14 protein-coding genes and 2 tRNA genes are annotated in these 16268 nt (G+C 59.1%); 4 read left to right on the top strand and 12 right to left on the bottom strand.

Annotated features, from left to right (window positions below; genetic code table 11):
• Position 1 precedes the first annotated feature (1 nt).
• Positions 2-1969, top strand: a complete 1968-nt coding sequence (locus HAHE_RS14045) for a hypothetical protein (protein ID WP_338685294.1) — start codon at positions 2-4, stop codon at positions 1967-1969.
• Here the strand turns inward: HAHE_RS14045 and HAHE_RS14040 are convergent.
• The 9 genes from HAHE_RS14040 to HAHE_RS14000 all read right to left on the bottom strand — a co-directional run bounded on the left by HAHE_RS14040 (position 1957) and on the right by HAHE_RS14000 (position 11058).
• A complete protein-coding gene (locus HAHE_RS14040) occupies positions 1957-2268 on the bottom strand; it encodes a DUF971 domain-containing protein (RefSeq protein ID WP_338685292.1) in 312 nt (103 codons plus the stop codon). The genes HAHE_RS14045 and HAHE_RS14040 overlap by 13 nt on opposite strands.
• Positions 2265-2960, bottom strand: a complete 696-nt coding sequence (locus HAHE_RS14035; RefSeq protein WP_338685290.1) for a YggS family pyridoxal phosphate-dependent enzyme — start codon at positions 2958-2960, stop codon at positions 2265-2267. The genes HAHE_RS14040 and HAHE_RS14035 overlap by 4 nt, the downstream gene beginning before the upstream one ends.
• Positions 2957-5110 (bottom strand): carboxy terminal-processing peptidase, encoded by a 2154-nt coding sequence (locus HAHE_RS14030; protein ID WP_338685289.1) that lies wholly within the window; start codon positions 5108-5110, stop codon positions 2957-2959. The genes HAHE_RS14035 and HAHE_RS14030 overlap by 4 nt, the downstream gene beginning before the upstream one ends.
• A gap of 230 nt (positions 5111-5340) precedes the next feature.
• The gene (locus HAHE_RS14025) at positions 5341-6072 is read right to left on the bottom strand and encodes a S1C family serine protease (RefSeq protein WP_338685287.1); all 732 of its coding nucleotides are present in this window, start codon (positions 6070-6072) and stop codon (positions 5341-5343) included.
• 18 nt (positions 6073-6090) lie between these two features.
• Positions 6091-6654 carry a polysaccharide biosynthesis/export family protein gene (locus tag HAHE_RS14020; protein ID WP_338685285.1) on the bottom strand — a complete coding sequence of 188 codons (564 nt, stop codon included), beginning with the start codon at positions 6652-6654 and terminating at the stop codon, positions 6091-6093.
• 32 nt (positions 6655-6686) lie between these two features.
• A complete protein-coding gene (locus HAHE_RS14015) occupies positions 6687-8846 on the bottom strand; it encodes a GumC family protein (protein WP_338685283.1) in 2160 nt (719 codons plus the stop codon).
• Positions 8847-9001: 155 nt separating this feature from the next.
• Positions 9002-10264 carry an outer membrane beta-barrel protein gene (locus HAHE_RS14010; RefSeq protein WP_338685282.1) on the bottom strand — a complete coding sequence of 421 codons (1263 nt, stop codon included), beginning with the start codon at positions 10262-10264 and terminating at the stop codon, positions 9002-9004.
• Between the two features lie 71 nt (positions 10265-10335).
• Entirely contained in the window at positions 10336-10950 is a 615-nt protein-coding gene (locus HAHE_RS14005; RefSeq protein ID WP_338685280.1) for a hypothetical protein, read from the bottom strand.
• 34 nt (positions 10951-10984) lie between these two features.
• Positions 10985-11058: transfer RNA gene (locus HAHE_RS14000), tRNA-Gly, on the bottom strand.
• Between the two features lie 139 nt (positions 11059-11197).
• On the opposite strand from HAHE_RS14000, the gene HAHE_RS13995 reads away from it, so the two are divergent.
• A tRNA-Gly gene (locus HAHE_RS13995) sits at positions 11198-11271 on the top strand.
• A gap of 19 nt (positions 11272-11290) precedes the next feature.
• Here HAHE_RS13995 and HAHE_RS21685 read toward each other — a convergent pair.
• The 3 genes from HAHE_RS21685 to HAHE_RS13985 are packed head-to-tail and all read right to left on the bottom strand — an operon-like array spanning position 11291 to position 13383.
• Complete coding sequence (locus HAHE_RS21685; protein WP_343218187.1) at positions 11291-11860, bottom strand: DNA-3-methyladenine glycosylase; 570 nt, start codon at positions 11858-11860, stop codon at positions 11291-11293.
• Between the two features lie 4 nt (positions 11861-11864).
• The gene (locus tag HAHE_RS13990) at positions 11865-12620 is read right to left on the bottom strand and encodes a Nif3-like dinuclear metal center hexameric protein (protein WP_338685277.1); all 756 of its coding nucleotides are present in this window, start codon (positions 12618-12620) and stop codon (positions 11865-11867) included.
• Positions 12598-13383 (bottom strand): RNA pseudouridine synthase, encoded by a 786-nt coding sequence (locus tag HAHE_RS13985; RefSeq protein ID WP_338685276.1) that lies wholly within the window; start codon positions 13381-13383, stop codon positions 12598-12600. Before HAHE_RS13985 ends, HAHE_RS13990 begins: the two co-directional genes overlap by 23 nt.
• A gap of 110 nt (positions 13384-13493) precedes the next feature.
• On the opposite strand from HAHE_RS13985, the gene HAHE_RS13980 reads away from it, so the two are divergent.
• Both HAHE_RS13980 and HAHE_RS13975 read left to right on the top strand, forming a co-directional pair.
• Complete coding sequence (locus HAHE_RS13980; protein WP_338685274.1) at positions 13494-14807, top strand: bifunctional UDP-3-O-[3-hydroxymyristoyl] N-acetylglucosamine deacetylase/3-hydroxyacyl-ACP dehydratase; 1314 nt, start codon at positions 13494-13496, stop codon at positions 14805-14807.
• 163 nt (positions 14808-14970) lie between these two features.
• Positions 14971-15729: an NYN domain-containing protein gene (locus tag HAHE_RS13975; RefSeq protein ID WP_338685272.1), complete on the top strand. Its 759-nt coding sequence runs from the start codon at positions 14971-14973 to the stop codon at positions 15727-15729.
• Positions 15730-16268: the final 539 nt, after the last annotated feature.

Here is a 16268-nt window from a genome sequence, read left to right as displayed (position 1 = left end):
CATGAGACCCGCTCCGCTTCGAATCCTGCTCATGTCCACAGCCGTTGCAGCGGCTCAGGTTTACACTCCGCCTCCTGGCGACAGCCAGCCTTCGTCGAACAACTCGGGCGGCGACACGGTGATCCAGAGGCAACCCCAAGAGAAGAACAGCAAACCGGTCTTCGGCAACGAACTTCCCTTCCTCGACCCCTCGAGCGAACTGGTGTCGTGGAACGGCCATACTTGGTCGGCCACGGACAACCGGCTGTTGGCCGCTCGTTTCGAGCGCTACCTCAACGAGCCGGCTGACGACTCCGACGCTGCGCTCGAGTATCGCGAGACCATTGAGCAGATTCTCGAGTACGTCTCACCCCACCACCCCGGTGGTCCGGACTTCTCCGCTGCTGTTCGACTGCTTCCGCGCGCCTCGGGCTTCCCCGGCGATGCGAAGCTCTGTGACTCGCTTTCCCAAGCCATTTACGCGGCTGTCCTCGCCAAGAAAGACGTCAACAAGACCAGGACGCTGAACACCGCGATGGAGGACGAGAAGCAGCGCCTCATCGACAGCTCCGATTGGAAGGCTCGGCATGAGCACGATCCTTCGCTCAACCAGACCGCCCCTGCCGGGGGCGGAGGCGGCGGCGGCCGAGGTGGTGGTGGCAACCAGCCCGGAAACGCCAGCCGGCCGGCTCAGAATCCCGGCGCTGGCGTGCAGTCCCTCGAGTACCAGGATGCATTGCGTCGCATCGCCGAGATCGAGGCACTCAAGAAGACCAATACCGCCAAGAACGAGATTCAACTGGTTCAGGCCAAGATCCAGTACCAGGCCCTGATGATCCAGTTCTTCGTCCAGCGCCGCTTCCAACACGTCATGATGGCTGCGCGCTTCTACCACCAGATCTTCACGGACGGGGACAACCAGTTGCACATCGACAAGAAGTCGGACGTTTCGAAGATGATCAGCGAGACTTTCGGCACGAGCCCGACCGTTGCCGCCCTCGACTCGCTGGCAAGCGAAGCGATCCGGGATATCGACAAAGGAGTCGATGCCTTCAAGTTCCTCTCGGAACGGGGTGAACTTGAAAGTGCCGCGAAACGCCTCAGCGAGGCTTACATGGTCGGCGAGTTCATGCCGTCGATCCAGACACTCCCGCGGGAAGAAAAGCGCCGGGTCCTTCTCTACGTGCGAGAGTCCTACAAGCTGATCGCAGCCCTCGATGCGAAGGATTACGACGCCGCTGCCGAGTTGGTCGAGAGCCTCAAAGAAACCGCCGGCGACTTCGACGCCACCAAGGCGGAGGCGGCGATCGCGACCTACACCAGGGTCAGCAACATGCACATCGACTCGGCCAAGCTCGCGGCTTCCACGGGCGACAACGAGAAGGCGGCTTCCGAGATCCAGAAGGCGATGGAGGTTTGGCCGCAGAACCCGAAACTCGCTGAATTCGATCAACTCGTGAATCAGAGCGGCGCCCTCGTCCAGGCACGGAATGACTTCGACCGCCTGTTGAGCGAGAACAACTACCGCGAGATTCTGAAGCGGCAGTATGAGATCGCACCTGCGATTCAAGGCGACTCCCGCCGTGAGGATGCCTTCAAGCAGATCATCACCAACATTTATCGGATCGATGGTGCGCTCGCAAAGGCCTCCGAATTCAGCAAGATGGGGCAGGACTATGCGGCATGGGAGCAACTGGCGAAGCTTCGCGAGGAGTTCCCGGATGACCCGAAGCTCGGACGGGAACTGGAGCAACTGGCTCCGGATGTTGCCGATTTCACGAAAGCCCTCAACGAAGCGAGATCACTCGAAGAGAGAAGAGATCGGCAAATCGGCTCCGCGCTCTCTTGGTACCTCAAGGCGAGATCCATTTACCCTGCCAGCTCAATGGCGCAGGAGGGAATCGACCGACTGGTCACCGAAGTACTGCCGCGGGAACAGCCCGAAGAAACCCGCAGCCCGGCCGATGACGACGGCTACTACGAGGACTGAGCGGCGTCTAGCCGCCTGAGATAGTCGAAGCTGTAGATCCCGGTGGAGTGGCCATCGGCCCAGAATAGCTGTAGCGCGTAGCCACCTACCGGTGCGTAGCGCAGCAAACGAAAGCCTCCACTGCCGATCTGGACCTCCGGGCGCAAAACGCGCCCGAGCGCATCGGGTTCGCCCTGACACGCCGCGCAGGGACAGGCACGTCGCAACAAGGTCAGGGAAAGGTAGCACTCCGTGCCGTCGCTGAACGCGAGAGCCAGTTCGTCCCCGACGATCGCACTCTGTAACAGTTGGATGCTCATGCCGACACCTCCCGATCTCCGAAAATCGATGAGCCAACCCTCACGATGGTCGCTCCTTCCTCGATCGCGACTTCGAAATCTCCGCTCATGCCCATGCTGAGACCCGGCAGACTCACCCCTTGCCCGTCCTCGAGGCGGTCTCGAAGCTCGCGAGCAAGACGGAACCAAGGTCTCGCATCCTCAGCTTGGCCGACTGCCGGGGGAATGGCCATCAACCCGTTGACACTGAGGTTCTCCATCTCAACGAGCTGCTGGAGGACGCCGGACAATTCTTCCGGCCCAAATCCTCCCTTGCTCGCCTCTCCCGCAAGATTCACTTCCAGATACACCTCCGGCTTCAGCTGAAGTTCTCCAGCGATCCGGTCAATGTGAGAAGCGAGCTTCAATGAGTCGACACTGTGAAGGACATCAAAGTCCTGCAGCACCTTCCTGACTTTATTGCGCTGGAGCCCCCCGATGAAGTGCCACCGGATCCCCTCGGGAAGCTCCGCGACTTTGGCGGAGCCTTCCTGTTGGCGACTTTCTCCGAAATCGACTTGGCCGGCCTGCCAAGCCTCAAGGACCGCATCAGCCGGAAAGGTCTTCGACACTGCAAGCAGCCTCACTTCATCCGGGCTTCTCGAAGCTGTCGTGCACGCCTCATCCATTCGCGATCGAATGGACACGAGGCGCTCGGCAATCGTGGAACTCAACGGATATCGGTGGATTTCAACATGCCGGCCATCCGGGCGTCTCGCGTCACGTCAACGAGGTCACCAAGGATCCCGAGAGCTTCGCGCTTGAAGGGATCAAGACGGCTCGGCCACTCGGGAGTGGTATCAAGCTCTTCGGTCTTATTCTTGGCCCTGCGCATGTAGTCATCCGCATCCTGCGTCGGATCGACGGCCTTCAGCTCGACGTCGTCATCCACATCATCGAGCGAAAGTCGGTAGAACTTCGTGCTCTCCTTGTCCTGCTTCGCAACCTCGGCGAAGCGCTTCCTACGTTCGGCATTCCGCTCATGCTGGAGTTTGTCGGCTTGCCTGAGCTCCTCACGACGCTCTTCGATGTTCAGGGAGACGGCATTCTCGCGGCGCCGATTGCGCTCCTTGGCCACGTCTTCAATGATGTAGGAGAAGTCCTTCGAGGAACTCACTCTCTCGCTGCTGAGCTCCTTAAGACGGGCAAGAAACAGATTCTTGCGCTGCAGCGGATCGAAGCCAGGAGCAGGTCGGATGATATCATGGTCGAGCGCATGATCGAGGTAGCTCTCCCCGATCTCGAGAGCGTCGGTAAGGCTCGGCAAAATGATGTCAGGAACGACTCCCAAATTCTGCGTCGAGGATCCCGACGGTCGGTAGAATTTCTGAATCGTAACTTTGAGCGTTCCGGCACGGTTGCGTGCCGCAAAGAATGGCATCTGACGGCCGATATCCATTGGCTGCTGGACCGTGCCCTTTCCAAAGCTTGAGGACTCTCCCACGATCACCGCACGATTCCCATCTTGGAGAGCACCTGCGAGAATCTCGCTCGCCGAGGCGCTGCTCTTGTCGGTCAGCACCACCATCGGTCCGTCATAAATCGGTCGCTTGTATTCCGACTCTTTCACTTGAACCTGACCCAAGGTATTCTTCACCTGCACCACCGGCTGTCGCTTGGTGAAGAAGCCGGTCATTCGCCGAACCTCTTCGAGTGCCCCTCCACCGTTGTTGCGGAGGTCAAGAATCAGACCGTCGATCTTGTCCCGCATGAGGCGTTCCAGCAGCTTCTCGACGTCCACCGAGCAACGGGTCTCGCCTCCTTCGAAATCGGCATAGAACGAAGGCAACGTGATCACCCCCAGGCGTTGGACCTCTCCGTCGGATCCCTTGCGCTCGATGATCTCCGCAGCAGCCTGTTCATCCTTGAGTTCCACCTTGGCCCTCTTGATCACGATCATCTTCGTTTCTCCGGGAAGTCCGCCCGCCGGTTCCACCTTGAGCCGGACTTCGTCGCCCTCCTTGCCCCGGATCAGATCCACGACCTTGTCGATCTTCATGAACATGATGTCGACCATGTCCTCCGGGCGCCCGGAATTCAACGGGTCGACCGCGACAATGCGATCGTTCAGCTGAAGCTCTCCGGCTTTGTCCGCGGGACCGTTGAGCACGATCCCCATGATCTTCGTCGCTCCGTCCTCCTCTGCCTGGAGCAGTGCGCCGATGCCGACAAGCTGGTTACGCATTCCGTCCCGGAAGCGCTCCATCTGCTTGAAGCTCAGGTAGTCGGTGTGGGGGTCAAAAGTCTTGGCGACGGCACTGAGGAAGTAGGACGCGATATCCTCCTCATCCACATCCTTCACGCTCCGGAGGAAGCGCTCGTACCGAAGCTTGATCTTTTCCTTCGGATCCCTCTCGTCGGCAAAAAGCTCCTCCTTGTGCTGCTCTTTCGCGAGTTTCGCGACCATCTCCCGCCGCAGAGTTTCTGACAGCAGAACCTCCTTGATCTGCTTTCTCCAGATCGACATTGCCTCCGCCTCATCCTTCGGCCATGCGGCCTCCTTACGAGTCCTCATCACGGTCTCGTCCTTCGAAAAATCGAACTCACCACTGTCAAGAACCCGATTCGCCTCGGCAACCCTGGCTTCGACCCGTTCGACAAATGTTTGGTAGATGTCGGTCGCTGCCCGCATGCAGTCCTTCTTCAGGAGCATATCCGACAGTTTGTCACCGTACAACTCCTCGAAACGATCAACATCCTGGCGCGTGAAGTAGACGCGGCCGTAGTCGAGATCCCTGAGATAGCTGGCAAGGAACTCGTCGCTCAGATCCCGAAATGGCTGCTTCGAACGATCAAAGTGACTGTTTTGCAGCATGATCGCCATCTGGCACCCAACTTGGTTGAAATCTGCCTGCTGGGCACAAGCAACCTGACTACCCGCGAGAAGGGCGACTCCGGCAACGGTCGAACGAAAACGGATGCGTCTCATACACATATTATCGACTTTCAAGGACGAGAGCGTCGCACACCGGTCACGAAAGTCGAACGCTAATCTCTTCGGCGGTACGAGCAGAATTCTCCAAAGAATCCGCCGATTTTTCAACACCAACTCGCCTAGCGCCCCAAGCGCTCATCCAGCCATTCCCGGAATACCCGTTCCCTCGCCTGGCGCTCGGTGGGCATCAGGCCCCCGGGGGCAAACGGATCGAAATTTCGTCTCTGAAGGTCGCCATACTCACCCGCGGACCACGGTCGGGCCGCTAGCGTGAGGTCGATATCCAACCTCTCGCCACCGCGCAAAATACCGAGATTCACCTCGGTGCCGGGTTTCAAAGCACCAACCCGCCCTGCGAACTCATCCTGTGCATTCTCGGTCTTCCACGTCTTGCCTTCCAAGCTTACGACCACATCACCGGCTTTGAGCCCAGCCTTATCGGCAGGGGAATTCTTGCTGACCGCCAAAACCTGCACTCCGATCCCATCGTCGGCCTCACCACCGACTTTGACGGAAGACATCGTGATTCCGACAAATCCCGGTCTCGACTGCTCGAGTTCGCCCAGAACAAGAGCTTTCAGCACCACCAGCACCCTGTCTCTGACCTCCGGGTTATCGCCCTCAGTGGCCACTCGGGTGAGCCAATCCCAGCTCTCTTTCCCGTTCTCCTTCGACCACTCCGCCAACTTGCCCTGTGCGGCAACCCGGTCCGGATAACGCTCCGATGCGAGCTGCTGGACGAGGTTCTCGGGAGGCTCTTCCCCACCTCTTGCGGTCAACGGGAGCCATAAGACCCCCGCACCCAAAAGACCGACCCAGAAGAGAAGCCGGACTTGATATCGCGATCGCATTGCTCCCGGAGTGCGAACTCAGCGCCCGAAGAGATTCTTCTGAGGCACTTCGATCGTGTCATTGGGTTTGACTTCGACGGTCTTCGACTTGGTCTCGGTCAGGTCATACTGAACCAACTTTCCATTCCGAATCAGCTTCACTCGATACATGCTACCGAACTCGGTCGCGCCGCCTGCCGCTTGGACTGCATCGTAAAGCTTGAGACCCCGAGTATAGTTCACGGGGCCCGGTCGGCGCACCTGCCCACCGACGGTAACGATGTATTGTGCCATCGTTTCGTCACTCGAGGCGAAGACCTGAACCGTGGGATTCGTATAGATTTGTGCTGACTTGTAGCGTGACTCGATGCTTGTCGCCAGAGTGTTCGGGCTCATTCCCGCGGCCCGGACGTTCCCAATGAAAGGCATTCGGATGTAGCCACCCTCCGACACGGGATAGGTGTTGTTGACCCGCTGCATCTCCTCGCTGGGCACACCTTGGATCCGGATCTCGATCGCGCGGCCGGCCTCAATGGTCGATTGTGCGCGGAGCACCGGCAGCACCGAAGCCACCAGCATCGCAAGAACAATGATCGTCTTCATAAAATTCAAATTCGTCCTGTAAGTCCTGTATGTCAATAGAGGTCCTCTCCTGACGGTGACGATGGTGCAGACTCCGGAGCTCTTGCAGCATCCTGCTTCTTCGGAGCCGAAGCTGCCGGCGCATGGCTGTCGGTCGGCGCGTAGTAGGTGTAGTAGCTCGTGTAATACTGGTACTGGCTGTCACTCCGGACATCCACATTATTGAGGACCACCCCGATGACGTGCCCTCCGACGTTCTCCACAGCCGCTTTCACCCGCATCAACATGTTTCGCGGAAGCTTGCGGTGCTGCACAACAACCATGGTCAGGTCAACTTCACTAGCGAGAACCGAAGCATCACTCACGCCGAGAATCGGCGGGGAGTCGATCAGCACCAGGTCAAAGCGCTGCTTCACATCCTGGATCAACTCGGACATCCGCCGAGAGTTGAGGATGCCCGCCGCATCGGCCGGAAGAATGCCCGAAGGCATGAAATAGAGGTTGTCCACAGGAGTCTGAAGAATCACGTCCTCCAGCATCAGGTCGGTTGTCAGGTAGTTGGTAAGCCCGACCGAGTTGTTGATGTCGAAGAATGTATGGAGTCTTGGCCGACGAAGGTCGGCGTCGATCATCAGAGTCGTGTAGCCACCCTGCGCACAAATGTAGGCAAGATTGACCAAAGTCGTCGACTTGCCCTCACCTGCCCCACCCGAAACAACCGTGATCGCGTTGTCCTCCGGATTCTTCCGGTTGAACTCGATGTTCGTCCGTAGGATCCGGTAGGCTTCAGCGTCGGGACTCATGCCACTCTGCTTGTAGAGAATCCCGACGTCTTTCGGAATCACCGCCAGCACCGGCACTTGGAGGTAGCGCTCAACATCCTCAAGGGTCTTCACGGAGGTGTCGAGATACTCGAGGAAGAAGGCGATCCCCACCCCGAAGACCAAACCGACCACCGCGCCGAGGGCGAGATTGAGTTTCACGTTCGGGCTCACGGGAGCCTGGGATTCAACTGGATCTGCGTGAACGATCACCGGATCCTCGGAGATGCGGCGCTGCATTTCTTCGCTGATCAACTTCACCTTCAGCTTCTCAAGCAAATCTTGGGCGGTCTCAAAGTCGGCCTTCGCATCATCGAAGCTGTGCCTCGCAATACCGTCAGTAATAGCCTCCTCTTCCTCCTCATCCTTCTTCACTTTCAGCCGCTCCGCCTGTTCCTTGGTGAGCTCAAGCTGTGCCCGAAGGGTTTCACGCAGCGCAACGACTCCTTTGTCGAGATCGCTGTCGAGACCTTCGATCATCTTCTTCTGCTGAAGAACCGTCGGATGGCGTTCACCAAGACCGCTCGACTGAAGTGCTGCCAGTTGCCGCTTCGCATCAAGCCATTGCGGGTGGAGCGTACGGATGATGTTCTCGGGAAGCTGAAGCCCTGCGGCGTAAGTGATCAGCTGGTCTCCGTCATAGCGGAGCAGCGTATCAATCTGACTCTCAAGCTTGATCCGCTCAGACTCCAGCTTGGCATATTGCATCGCTGCATCCCTCGCCTCATCCGTCTCGGTGTAGCCCTCGTTCCCATTGCCGCCACGCGTGTAAATCACCTTCTCATTTCGAATCAGCTGGGTGAGCACCTTTCGCTTCTCTTCCACAAGATCCTCTTGGGAGCGCACCGCCTCCCGGAGCTCCGACATCGCTTGATCGGAGCGGGCATTTTCCAGTTCGGTCCGACGTTCCCGGTAGGCGTCGGAGACGGCATCCGCAATCATCCGCGCGTCCGCCGAATTCGAAGTTCTCACACGGATCTCAATCAGATCGGTGCCCCGAATATTCTGCGCCCCGATAATTCCCTGGAGCGTTCCTCGGACGCTCTCCCGATCCCTGCCCCAGTGATTGATGAGATCGAGTTTATCAATGACGATATCCAAGGTCTTCTGCGACTTGATGACCTCAAACTCCGTGGGAAAGAACGTCGCGCTGCCTGCGGTCGGATCCCGTGAGACCATTCCAGGAATCACTTGGACTGAAGCGATGTTCGGCCGCACCTGAATTGTGGCGGAAGACTCATACTTCTTCGGCATCACGTAGGTGATCACCAGAGCCGTCATGAAGACCAACAGGAAGGTGAGGAGAATGATGCCGTAGCGGTTCTTGACCACCTGCCAGTAGTCGACGGCATGAAGGCTGACTTCAGAAGCGTTGGAATTCTCGGAGTTCATCGAACGGAAACGTAGGGGTTATCGGCTGGAGTTGGTGGGTATTCAAACGAAAACCTCCCGCAATGGAGAGCCACTGCGGGAGGTCTTTAGGAAAGCTTAGGTAAGCTTGAGTCTTTGGAGCGATATTAGACCACTGCGGGGATCCAGACCTGAGATCAGAACTCGGCGTGGAGGCCGAAGTTAATCCTGTTGCGATCGTAGGAGTAACCAGCGAAGTCGGAACTGTTGTCCGTGTAGTTGTAGGACAACGAACCGTAAAGCCGCTCGGTGAAGCGGACCGTGAGCCCAATGTATAGATTCAGGAGGTCTTCATCGATTCCGGAAGCGACTGGGGCAGGGGCACCGAAGTTCACGAAGGTCAATCGCCCGTCATCAAAGGCAGACGGGATGTAGTCGACTCCGCCAAAAATGCTCACCTTGGGGGAAAGGTCGTAAGAAGCCTTGATTCCAACCCGAAGAGTCTGGCGGTCGTCGAAATCATAGAGACCGCTCGCGCCTGGAACTGTCACCACCCGGACTGTATCATAAACCTCAGAACTGTAGCGGACAAAGGCTCGGATCGAGAACTGCTCGTTGACTTGGGAGCGCATTGCAAGTTCAACAAATGGGCTGGTTCCATCCGACCCGCCGATTGCATCGGACCGCTTGATCTGCGCCCCGGCCTTGGCCACCAAAATCGTGTTCGGGCTGAATCGGTGCTCTAGACCAAGCAACAAGTAGTGCGAACTTGAGTCACTCGCAAGGCCGCCTGCACTCGTATCCGCGTAGCGATAATCGAAGGTCAGGACAGACTGCGGGGTAAGTTGGTAGCGGAACTGATGGTAGAGCTCCCAAGTAAACCGGTCCGCACTCGTGACATTGCTGTCGTAGTCGACACCTTCCAGAGCGAAGCCAGTGTAGGTGGCCAAGCGCTCCGTCCACCGATAACCAATCGCATTATCGGTGCCCCAGAAGATGTAGGCATCTACCTGACGGGAAGTTGCGAAACCATAAGCGTAGTCGGGCTCAAGCTCGTATGCCACGAAATTACGGCTGCTAAAACGCAAACGCTCCGTGAAGCGACGGGTCCAGTTCACTCCGGCACGGATCTGAGGATACAAATCGTCGGTTCCCGGGGCAGAAGGACCATCAATGTAGTAGATGGCACCGAGGCGGGCATACACATCGAGCGTCGACTGCGGGGTCATGTTGACGAACGAGAGGCCGACGTAGGGATTGAGACTGAAGGCGGACTCGTTTGCGCCGATACCAACGGCGGTCGGGCTGACATTGTCGTCGTAGGTGGCATTGACGCCAACCATCCACTTCAGCGGGAGACTCTCTTGAGCTTCGGAGCCCAAATAGTACAGACCCTCCTGCGCGTGAAGCGCGGAGGTTGTCGCTGCGGCAGCAAGGAGGGTGAGGAGCTTGCGTTTCATAGGTGATCTTGGGAGGAGAAGGATCGAAAAAGGTCGGGGCAGAACCAATCTGGGTTTCCGGCGCGCCAAACTCAGCGCAGCACGCTGTTATTCATGAAGATGGGAGGCGGATTGAAGTCGGTCGGCGTAGCCGGCCCCGGACCCGCATCCGGGTCGAACGGTCTCACGGGCGGAACCCACGGGAATTCAGGGAAGCCGCCAGGACCGCCTGGATTGGGACCGATTCCCTCACCTGGGAAGTCGAGAGGATTCCAAGCTGGCTTCACATCGATCGGAGCCTTCGGATTCTTAGCGCTCTTCGCGTCGGTGTAAGTCACTTCTCCCTTGCCGGGGTCGAGACGGATAAGGACCGCTTGAACTTCGGAGAGAGAGTCTGGAGCGACCGCCACCGCACACTGGGAAATGAGCCTCATGTGCTCGGGCGCGACGGACACCGCCGTTTCGACGATCGATGCGACAAGCGATGCATCAGCCTTGGTTCCCTCAATGGCGGCTTTCACGACCTCACAAGCGCAGCCCTCATGAGCGGCAACCTGCTTCTCTACAATCTCAAGCACCATATCCTGCTTGGCCTCTACGGCGTGGCGGACGGATACGGCGAGCTTCGAGCAATCCTCGGCGAACGCACTGGATCCACCGAAGGATGCAGCGGTCGCCACGATGGCGATAAAGGGGACTTTCTTCATGACACTCTGAAAAACTGGGGATCGCGAGGGGCTTTGGAGCGGGTAGCGGGAATCGAACCCGCATAGCTAGCTTGGAAGGCTAGAGCTTTACCACTAAGCTATACCCGCGCGTTCGTTGACGATTACTAACAACCCGGTGACAGCCCCGGCAAGGCTTTTTTCCCTAATTCACAAGCGATTGAGAGCGGCTTTTGCGCGAGAATTTCGGTTGCCTTGTGAGCGCAGGCCAACTAGCCAGCGGGCGGCTGCGGGTGTAGTTCAATGGTAGAACGCGAGCTTCCCAAGCTCGATACGGGGGTTCGATTCCCCTCACCCGCTCCAATTTGTCGCTTTTCCGCCGTTATTGACCGAATTTTCGGCTGAGGCAGGGATGTCCTCGCTCCCCGAAGCGCCACTGGAGCTCCAGACCCCGTGAAATCCCGATTCTGGAACCCGTGACAACAGTTTTTGCGGGAGCGAGAGAGATTAGGCGTCGCTCCGAGCCCAAGAAGTTTGCGCCGTGAGCGCCGCCATCGATTCCGAGTGCGCGCGTGAGGCACCCAGGCCCAGCGCACAACTGTGTCCTGGGCATCTGCCCCCTGCGTTGCTCCATGTGATCCACTCCGCGAAGGGGCTCAAGCGCCCGAAACAGCACGAATCCGGCCCCATCCGGCCCTTTCACCAGCACGTTGAACAACCAATGAACCCCGTAGTTTAGATACACGTAGGCGGTTCCCGGTGCCTTTTCCTCAACAAACCGACGAGCGCTTGGGCGGAAAAACGTGTGACAGGCAGGGTCATCCTCGGAGAAGTATGCCTCTGTTTCGACGATCCTTCCTGAGCTCTCGTCCCATTGGAAAGTGGCGCCGATCAGTTCCCGGGCACACGTCGCCGGGTCCCTTTCGAAAAACGAGCAGTCGATCCTCGACACCGTCCTACAACCCGGTCGGGTGATCAATGAACTCGGCAGCGACCCCAAATCTGCTCCGGAGCACTTCCGAGAGAGCCCTTACTCCGAAGGTCTCCGTCGCGTAATGCCCGCCGTAGAACAGATTGATCCCCAACTCTTCGGCGAGGGGGTAGCTCCAGTGCGGGCCTTCGCCCGTGATGAACGTATCCACTCCGCACTTTGCGGCCTCCCCGACTTCGGAACCCGCACCACCGGAGCAAATACCGATACGACGGACGGCTTCGCTGCCACCCGGACAAACGTGCACCGCACCCCCCACGACCGCTTCCAACTTTCGGGCCAGAGCTTCCCGGGTCGTGTCCACCGTCCCGACAATTCCGATGTCCACTCCCTTCGAGCCCAAGAATGTGCCGGTCGGCTCAATCCCCAGATCGCGGACCAGGCAGGCGTTGTTTCCCCACTCGGGATGGACATCCAGGGGGAGGTGAGCCGAGTAGATCGCCATTCCAGCATCCATCGCACACTTGATTTTGCGGAAGAACGGTCCGACCAGCGGCTGCGTGCCCTGCCAGAACATCCCATGATGGACGATCAAAAGGTCACCGCCCGCCGCCACGGCCTTCTCGACGACCGGTAGCGAAGCATCGACCGCGGCGATGACCTTGCGAACGTCCCCCGCACCATCAAGTTGCAGGCCATTGACCGCCCCGGAGTAATCCGGGATCTCAGCGATCCTCAGTTGCTCGTTCAGAAACGCCTCAATTTCCCGCAGATTCGCCATGCCCTTGGATTAGCGATCCGGTATCGATGAACCGAGCCAAATCGGGCGGAAGTGGCGAGTCCCAGACGAGATCATCGCCGTTCCACTCGACACTCAAACGCGACGCATGGAGGGCGTGGCGGGGAAGCATGAGCAACTCGACCGATTCCTTAGAAAGACCGGGGCCAATCTGCTCAAGGTAGGGCCTGCCGTCCGTGCCGTATATCTTGTCGCCGACGATCGGGTGCCCTGCAGCCTCCAGATGCACACGGATCTGATGCGTTCTCCCGGTTTTCGGGAAGCACCGGACCATCGCAAAGTGGCGGCCGTCGATCGCCACACGTCCCTCAACCTCAAACACCGTAGAGCACGGCCGCCCCGAAGGATCGACCTTTTGGCGGAGCCAAACCGCACTTTCCTCGACCTCGCCGGCCCTCAGAATCGGCCCTTCTTCCCGCCACCGGTCCAGATCCGGCCATCCGTGGACCAAGGCCAAATACTGCTTAAGCACCCTCCGTGCCTCAAACTGCCGACTGAAGTGCCTTGCGGCGTCCCGGTTCTTCGCCACCAGAACCAACCCGCTCGTTTCCCGGTCGAGCCTCGTCAGAATCGAGAGTTTGGAGCCGTCCGCGAGATCGCAGGCCAGCAGCGCCTGCAGCCCCCCGAGGAGCGTCGGCTCGTCCGTCCGGCCATTCGCCGGATGAACCGCCAAAGGGGCAGGCTTGTCGACCACGATCCAGTCGTCGCACTCGTCCAGCACCCCGAAGCTGCACTCGGCTCTCACGGCGATGACTCTCCGCCTCCGGATGGCGGGCCTCCAAGTTCGAATTTCCCTTCGATCCATTCCGCACTTGGAACTTCTCAGCCCGAACATCGTGACCCTAGGCTCCGCGCATGCCTGCCGACGCGCAACAGACCCTTGCCGGACCCGCCAGCCTTGAAGGCACCTCCCTCCACACCGGGGAAAAGGTCACACTTACCCTGAAACCCGCTCCCGAGGACCATGGATTCAAGTTCCGGCGGGTCGACATCCCCGATCAGCCGTTCATCGACGCCGACGTCGACAAGGTCCAAACCGTAGAGCGGGCGACAACTCTCGCGGAGGGTTCGGTGAAGGTCCACACGGTCGAGCACGTGATTTCGGCACTCACCGGCTTGGGGGTCGACAACGCCATCATTGAGATGGACGCCAACGAGCCTCCGATCGGCGACGGGTCCTCACAGCCTTTTGTCGAACTGATCAAGAAAGCGGGCATCGCTCCTCAGGAAGCGCCACGCAAGACCTGGGAGATCCGCGAGCCGATCCATATGGAAACGGGCGACGGATCGCTGATCACGATCGTTCCGAGCAAGACCTTCCGGGTATCGGTGACGAACGTCGGACCCGGTGGGCGCTTCGCCCAGTATTTCTCCACCGAGGTCACACCGGAGATCTATGAGGCCGAAATCGCGCGGGCCCGGACCTTTGTTTACTACGAAGACGTCAAGCCGCTGCTCGACAAGGGCCTGATCAAGGGCGGCTCTCTGGAGAACGCGGTGGTCGTCCGTGGAGATCAGGTGATGTCGAAGGAAGCGGTTCGCTTCGACAACGAATTCGCCCGGCACAAGGCTCTCGACCTGATCGGCGACCTGATGCTTTGCGGAAAGCGGATTCTCGGGCACGTCATCGCCGTGAAACCGGGCCACGGACCGAACACCAAGATGGCCGCCAAGCTCAAGGACGAGTACTCCCGCATGCGGGCGCTGGCAGCCCCCTTCGAGATTCCACGGGGCGAGGCCGTTCTCGACATCAACGACGTCCTCAAGATCCTCCCGCACCGCTATCCCTTCCTGCTGGTCGACCGAATCGTCGATTTCGAAGGCGACAACAAGTGCACCGGCGTCAAGAACGTCACCGTCAACGAACCCTTCTTCCCCGGCCACTTCCCGGGTCATCCGATCATGCCCGGAGTGCTTCAGCTCGAGGCGATGGCCCAGGTTTCGTCCATCCTCATGCTGCGGAAGCCGGAGAATGCCGGCAAAATCGGCTACTTCATGAGCGCCGACAGCGTCAAATGGCGCCGTCCCGTGCTGCCGGGCGACACGCTCTACATCCAAGCCGAAATGACCAAGGCTCGTGGCTCGATCGGCCAGACGACCTGCCGCTGCCTCGTCAATGGCGAGGTCGCTTCGGAAGCCAACCTGAAATTCGCACTCGTCGACAGCTGACCCAAGGTTCGGGCGCCGTTTCCCACCCCGTGAGCCCATCTGACTAAACCCCCTGCTTCCGCTGCGGCAAACTGACCGGCATCTGGTTTGGTGACCGGCCGGTCTGCGAAGCGTGCTACACTGCCCTTGCCTCCTGCTGCTCGGGTGAGTTCGAATCCCTGCCATGCCCGACTCCACCGCCAACCTCGCCGTCCTGATTGATGCCGACAATTCGCGTCCGGCAGCGATTGACGCGCTCCTCGACGAAGCCGCGAAGTACGGGACTGCCAGCGTCAAGCGCGTCTATGGCGACTGGACCACCGACCAGCTCAAGGGCTGGAAGAAGGTGCTTCCCGAGCATGCCATCCAGCCGATCCAGCAATTCGCCAATACCAAGGGCAAGAACGCCACGGACAGCGCGATGATCATCGACGCCATGGACCTGCTCTACACCGGACGATTCGATGGCTTCTGTCTGGTCACCAGCGACAGCGACTTCACGCGTCTTGCCTCGCGGATCCGCGAAAACGGCGTAATGGTCTACGGTTTCGGCGAGCGCAAGACCCCCTCGCCATTCGTCAAAAGCTGCGACCGCTTTGTTTACGTCGATGCACTGATCGCCAACGTGCCGTCTGGCAAGGCGGCAAAGTCGAAGGCCCCCACCGCTGCAAAGCCCAGCCCCGAAGGAGATGAAGGCATCAAGCGCTTCAAGGGCAACTCCGGGCTCATCAAGGCGCTCCGAAAAGCGATCGCAGACCTTTCCGATGAGGACGGCTGGGCGAGCCTCGGTCCCGTCGGCTCGCAGGTCCAAGCCGCGCACTCCGACTTCGATCCCCGCAACTACGGCTTCGCGAAGCTGAGCGACCTGCTTCACGCCGTCGATCTGTTCGAAGTGAAGAAGCGGGACAAGTCGGTCCAGATCCGGGATTCGAAGGCCAAATAAGCCGCGCAGCCTTCACCATGTTCCGCCCGTGGTACCGCAGCCGGCTCTTCTGGTTGGGGCTCCTTCCGGTGGCTTTGCTCTTCTGGGGGTGGCTGGACTCGTTTCGAGTGCGAAGGGAACTTGGAATCCCGGTGAGCCCCGCCACAATTAACGGGTTTCCTGTAGGATTTGAGTATGTCGGCATCCGACAGGTCCGGGGCGTCTTTTCGTTCGTGAGTCACTCGAGGGACAGCGCAGGAGAATGGCTAGTCGTGAACACCCCCGTTACTGACTGGGACTTCAATCCCCGGAGCGGCCCAATCACTACCGTGGGAATCCGGCGTGAGACCGATCTATTCTGGGAAACTCGGGAAATCTACTTCTCACACTGGTTTCTCACCCTCGTTTACCTGACCGTCTGGCTCACTTCGCTGGTCTTTTGGCAGCAGCGGAAACATCGAGCGGCCCGCGGGCTTCAGTTCACCCCCTAAGATACCCTTGTAGCAGTGTGGACTCGCCGATTCCACACTACCGCCTACGCGATCACGTGCCGTCGTGCC

The organism is Haloferula helveola (assembly GCF_037076345.1).
In the GTDB taxonomy this organism is placed as follows: domain Bacteria; phylum Verrucomicrobiota; class Verrucomicrobiia; order Verrucomicrobiales; family Akkermansiaceae; genus Haloferula; species Haloferula helveola.
This window is presented reverse-complemented; position numbering and strand designations above follow the sequence as displayed.

Bases quoted from the DNA above. Each gene is read 5' to 3' on its own strand.
- HAHE_RS14045 (WP_338685294.1), top strand. From the start codon at position 2: ATGAGACCCGCTCCGCTTCGAATCCTGCTCATGTCCACAGCCGTTGCA.
- HAHE_RS14040 (WP_338685292.1), bottom strand. From the start codon at position 2,268: ATGAGCATCCAACTGTTACAGAGTGCGATCGTCGGGGACGAACTGGCT.
- HAHE_RS14030 (WP_338685289.1), bottom strand. From the start codon at position 5,110: ATGGCGATCATGCTGCAAAACAGTCACTTTGATCGTTCGAAGCAGCCA.
- HAHE_RS14025 (WP_338685287.1), bottom strand. From the start codon at position 6,072: ATGCGATCGCGATATCAAGTCCGGCTTCTCTTCTGGGTCGGTCTTTTG.
- HAHE_RS14020 (WP_338685285.1), bottom strand. From the start codon at position 6,654: ATGAAGACGATCATTGTTCTTGCGATGCTGGTGGCTTCGGTGCTGCCG.
- HAHE_RS14015 (WP_338685283.1), bottom strand. From the start codon at position 8,846: ATGAACTCCGAGAATTCCAACGCTTCTGAAGTCAGCCTTCATGCCGTC.
- HAHE_RS14010 (WP_338685282.1), bottom strand. From the start codon at position 10,264: ATGAAACGCAAGCTCCTCACCCTCCTTGCTGCCGCAGCGACAACCTCC.
- HAHE_RS14005 (WP_338685280.1), bottom strand. From the start codon at position 10,950: ATGAAGAAAGTCCCCTTTATCGCCATCGTGGCGACCGCTGCATCCTTC.
- HAHE_RS13990 (WP_338685277.1), bottom strand. From the start codon at position 12,620: ATGGCGAATCTGCGGGAAATTGAGGCGTTTCTGAACGAGCAACTGAGG.
- HAHE_RS13980 (WP_338685274.1), top strand. From the start codon at position 13,494: ATGCCTGCCGACGCGCAACAGACCCTTGCCGGACCCGCCAGCCTTGAA.
- HAHE_RS13975 (WP_338685272.1), top strand. From the start codon at position 14,971: ATGCCCGACTCCACCGCCAACCTCGCCGTCCTGATTGATGCCGACAAT.